Genomic DNA, 3,206 nt, shown 5'->3' on the forward strand with positions numbered 1-3,206 from the left:
CCTGACTTCAAGTTTGAATCGCAACACTTCCGCTGAGAACGCCTACGCTCGTGCATAGCACTCCTCCGGTGTCCTGAAGCCCAATCGCTTCCTCGGCCTGGTGTTGAGCTTGGTGGCGATAGCGTCGAGATCCGCTTGCGCGAGATCGGCCATGCTCACTCGCTTCGGCAGGTACTGACGGATCAGCCCGTTGGTGTTCTCGTTGGTGCCGCGCTCCCAGGAATGGTGCGGGGTCGCGAAGTAGAACGGCACGCCCGTTTCCTGCTCGATGAGCCCGTAGCTGTGGAACTCGGTGCCGTTGTCTGCGGTGATTGTCTTGAAGCAGCGCGGCTGGCGTCCGATGATCTCGACGGTCTTGGCGGTGGCCTCGGCCGCGCAGTGGCGGGTGAGCTTGCCCATCTGCAGGTAGCCCGTCTTTCGCTCGACCAGCGTGAGCGCTGAGTGGCGCCCGTGGTCGTTGCCCATGATCGAGTCGATCTCCCAGTGGCCGGCGACCTGCCGGGTCTCGACCTCTGCCGGCCGCTCCGATATGTGCCGTTTACCTGCGAGTCTTCCGCGCGAATCGTAGCTGCGGTAGCGCTTCTTGGTCGCCTGCCTCAGGTGTCGCCACAGCTCGCCACCGCGCTGCTTGTCGTGCCACACGCGCAGGTAGATCGTCTCGTGGCTGATGAAGAGCATGCCATGCAGCCGCAACCACCCCGAGACCTGCTCGGGGCTCCAGTCCAGCCCCACAAGATGCTCGACGAGTATCCATTCGTCCGCGCTGAAGCGGGTGTTGCGCCGCGAACGTCTACGGCGCGCGACGGTGTAGGAGTGCGCCACGCTAGGATCGTAGCGGCCCGATGGCCGCCGGTTGCGCGACAGCTCCCTCGAGATGGTGGAAGCCGAACGTCCCAATTCCCGCGCGATTGCGCGGATCGAATAGCGGCCCTTCTTCAGCGCCATGATGGCGTATCGTTCTTCGAGGGTGATCTGGGCACTCATCGGTTCCCCTTTACTTGGCGGTGGAGAGGAACCTGAAGTGTCCCAGACCGCCCCACCCTCAGGGGTCCGGGGTGTTGCGTTTAGTATCTGAATTCGCCGCGTCTAACACGCGCATCCAGCAGACTGCGGCGCTCGGGAGGTAGACTCGCGTTGAGACGTGTCGCTGCGCCTTGCAGCTGATGCGCTACACGTTAGAGAGATGCCTCCCGCACGCTTGCCATTCTGTATCCTCTGGGCTACACTCTCCCTGTGGTCGACATCCGCCGGACAGACGAGTTCGACAAGTGGCTTCCCAAGCTGCGGGACGCGCGGGCGCGTGCGAAGATTCTCGTTCGCATCACCCGCCTGTCTCTCGGCAATCCCGGAGACGTGCAGCCGGTCGGCGAGGGCGTGTCGGAGATGCGGATCGACTACGGACCCGGTTACCGGGTGTACTACACGGACCGTGGTGGGAAGCTAATCGTGCTGCTCGTGGGCGGCGACAAGTCCTCGCAGGAGCGGGACATCGCGAAGGCCAAGGAACTCGCACGAGGGCTGTAAGGGAGAGCTGACATGCCTCGAACTAAGACAAAGCCGTTCGACGCGGCGGACTACCTCAAGACGGAAGAGGACATGGTCGCCTACCTCGAAGCGGCGCTCGAGGAAGACGATCCTGCCGCCGTCGCGGCCGCTCTCGGCGACATCGCTCGCGCCAAGGGGATGACCAAGATCGCACGCGACGCCGGCCTCGGACGCGAGTCCCTGTACAAGGCGCTGTCGCCGGAGGGCAATCCGGAACTCGCCACCGTGATGAAGGTCGTCCGCGCCCTCGGACTCAGTCTTCATGCTCGCCCCTGCGCGTAGCCGGCACTCTCTAACACGCGCATCCAGCAGTCTCGGCGCCCGCGCTGTATCCTCGGGTTGGAACGCATCGCTGCGCCTCGCAGCTGATGCGCTACACGTTGGGCGGACGGGAGAGATCGTGCGGCGGACAACTGAGGCCACTCATATCGTCGCCGCATTGCTGATAGCGCTCTCGTTCGGGCTCATGCTCACGGCGTGTTCCCAACCGCGAGTGAGCGACGATCAGGGCCCTGACCCCGCGAACGTTGTCCTCCCGGAATCAAGCAACGTGACCGGCAGCATTGATGGCGTCATGGTTGGGGTCGCCGGGGAGGGGCAGGACGGGTACTGGCACTCAATCATCCTTGAGGCACCTGTGAAGGCCGGCTCGTCGGAGATCGGTAAGGCTGAGATCTTCTACGACTCGAAGACGGCGTTTACATACAACGGCCAGCCTGAGAGGCCCGACCTCGAGTCGCTCACAGGTCGTCAACCGAAGGTGCACGCAGAGTACAAGCACGGCTCCGGCAAGAACGCATGGCGCCCGATGGCCACAAGAATCGATTTGGCCTGGACCCCTTAGGGTGCCGCCCGCCGCCCAACACGCGCATCCAGCAGACAATACGCCGCATGAGAGCTAGTCTCGGATGGAAGCGCTTGGCGGCGTATTGCAGCTGATGCGCTACACGTTGGATGGACCTGGCGTGTCCGGGTCACGTGCCTCTCGCGGCGCAGCTGCCACACGAGGCGTCTCAGCTCACCGCGTCCTTCACCAGCGCGGCGATCCTCGCCTCTTCCGCGGCGGTCAATTTCGTGAGCGCAAAGGCGACCGGCCACATGTGACCTTCGTCGAGGTGCGCCTTGTCGCTGAAGCCGAGCGTCGCGTACCGCGCCTTGAATTTGTGCGCCCCCTGGAAGAAGCAGACCACGTTCCCGTTCTTGGCGTAGGCGGGCATCCCGTACCACAGTCTCGGCGAGAGGCTGGGGCCGCTGGCAGTGATGATTGCATGGAGCCGCTCGCCCATGCCGCGATCCGGTTGCGGCATTGCGGCGATCACGGCACGTACCTCGGTCTCGCCATCGGCCTTCTTACGAGCCGGCTTCGCGGCCTTTGCCGCGTCCTTGCCCGTCTTGTTCTCAGCCATGAGACGGCCACCTCCTGTGTCGTGCCCTTGTCGTCTCCGCGTCCGGTTGTCCAGACCGAGGATCGTGCTGCAGTTGTGATGGTTCTTTCCCCCGCGTACCTGCATTTGCGAGACAACTACACGCATTCAAGAAGCGGCCACCTGACTTCAAGTTTGAATCGCAACACTTCCGCTGAGAACGCCTACGCTCGTGCATAGCACTCCTCCGGTGTCCTGAAGCCCAATCGCTTCCTCGGCCTGGTGTTGAGCTTGGTG

Annotated in this window: 5 protein-coding genes; 3 read left to right on the plus strand and 2 right to left on the minus strand. The window is 63.4% G+C overall.

The window, feature by feature from the left end:
* Positions 1-42 precede the first annotated feature (42 nt).
* Positions 43-984 carry an IS30 family transposase gene (locus VGM51_01850; protein ID HEY3411779.1) on the minus strand — a complete coding sequence of 314 codons (942 nt, stop codon included), beginning with the start codon at positions 982-984 and terminating at the stop codon, positions 43-45.
* 249 nt (positions 985-1,233) lie between these two features.
* Between VGM51_01850 and VGM51_01855 the strand changes: the two genes are divergently transcribed.
* From VGM51_01855 to VGM51_01865, 3 genes are all read left to right on the plus strand, one after another.
* Positions 1,234-1,524, plus strand: a complete 291-nt coding sequence (locus VGM51_01855; GenBank protein ID HEY3411780.1) for a type II toxin-antitoxin system RelE/ParE family toxin — start codon at positions 1,234-1,236, stop codon at positions 1,522-1,524.
* A gap of 12 nt (positions 1,525-1,536) precedes the next feature.
* Complete coding sequence (locus VGM51_01860; protein HEY3411781.1) at positions 1,537-1,827, plus strand: addiction module antidote protein; 291 nt, start codon at positions 1,537-1,539, stop codon at positions 1,825-1,827.
* Positions 1,828-1,945: 118 nt separating this feature from the next.
* A complete protein-coding gene (locus VGM51_01865; protein ID HEY3411782.1) occupies positions 1,946-2,389 on the plus strand; it encodes a hypothetical protein in 444 nt (147 codons plus the stop codon).
* 169 nt (positions 2,390-2,558) lie between these two features.
* Here VGM51_01865 and VGM51_01870 read toward each other — a convergent pair whose 3' ends face one another.
* Positions 2,559-2,951 (minus strand): DUF1801 domain-containing protein, encoded by a 393-nt coding sequence (locus VGM51_01870; protein ID HEY3411783.1) that lies wholly within the window; start codon positions 2,949-2,951, stop codon positions 2,559-2,561.
* Between the last annotated feature and the right edge of the window lie 255 nt (positions 2,952-3,206).

This window comes from Armatimonadota bacterium, from assembly GCA_036504095.1.
Taxonomy (GTDB): Bacteria; Armatimonadota; DTGP01; order JAKQQT01; family JAKQQT01; genus DASXUL01.

Excerpts from the sequence above, each read along its gene's own strand:
- VGM51_01860 (HEY3411781.1), top strand. The coding sequence starts at position 1,537 with ATGCCTCGAACTAAGACAAAGCCGTTCGACGCGGCGGACTACCTCAAG.
- VGM51_01850 (HEY3411779.1), bottom strand. The coding sequence starts at position 984 with ATGAGTGCCCAGATCACCCTCGAAGAACGATACGCCATCATGGCGCTG.
- VGM51_01870 (HEY3411783.1), bottom strand. The coding sequence starts at position 2,951 with ATGGCTGAGAACAAGACGGGCAAGGACGCGGCAAAGGCCGCGAAGCCG.